The organism is Mycobacterium sp. E1715 (assembly GCF_001667625.1).
In the GTDB taxonomy this organism is placed as follows: domain Bacteria; phylum Actinomycetota; class Actinomycetes; order Mycobacteriales; family Mycobacteriaceae; genus Mycobacterium.
This window is the reverse complement of the sequence record NZ_LZJJ01000538.1, coordinates 1-547: the sequence shown is the minus strand read 5'-3', so window position 1 is coordinate 547 and position 547 is coordinate 1. Positions and strand designations below refer to the sequence as shown.

Annotated in this window: 1 protein-coding gene; it reads right to left on the bottom strand. The window is 64.9% G+C overall.

Translation table 11 applies throughout. The features are described from left to right. Positions 1-547: condensation domain-containing protein (locus tag A9X03_RS26235; protein ID WP_156746683.1), on the bottom strand; the 547-nt coding region annotated here is incomplete at both ends.

The window sequence follows — 547 nt, the reverse complement described above, 5'->3', positions numbered from 1 at the left end:
CGAGGTCGCGCTCGGCCAGCCAGCTGACGAACCGGCGATAGGGTGTCGCGGCCGGCAGTTGCCGGCCTTGGTAGCAGGCGAAGATCTCGTGCAGCAGGATCGGTAGCGACCACCCGTCGAGCACGATGTGATGATTGGTGAGCACGATGCGGTGCCGCTCGTGGGCGGTGCGGATCAACGCCACCCGGAAGGCCGGCTGGCCATTGGGGTTGCACACCGCGGCGCGTTCGGCGGCACACAAACGCGCGAGTTGATCTTCCGCGTCGGTTTCGAATATGACTGATTGCCAAGGTATTTCAGGCACAGCCGGAACGACTTGCACCGGTTGGTCGAATTGTCGACAGAATCGGGCCGCGAGGTGGGGGTGGCGGCTGATGACGGTGCGGACGGCGTCGTGCAGCCGATCCGGGTCCAGCGGACCGGCCACCGAAATCTGCAGCTGGAGCGCGTAGACGTCGTCCGACTCGTGCGTGGTGGCGTGGAAGAGCAGTCCTTCTTGGAGTGCGGTGAGCGGCAGGATGTCGGCGGTGTCGTAGTGGTTTTGGAG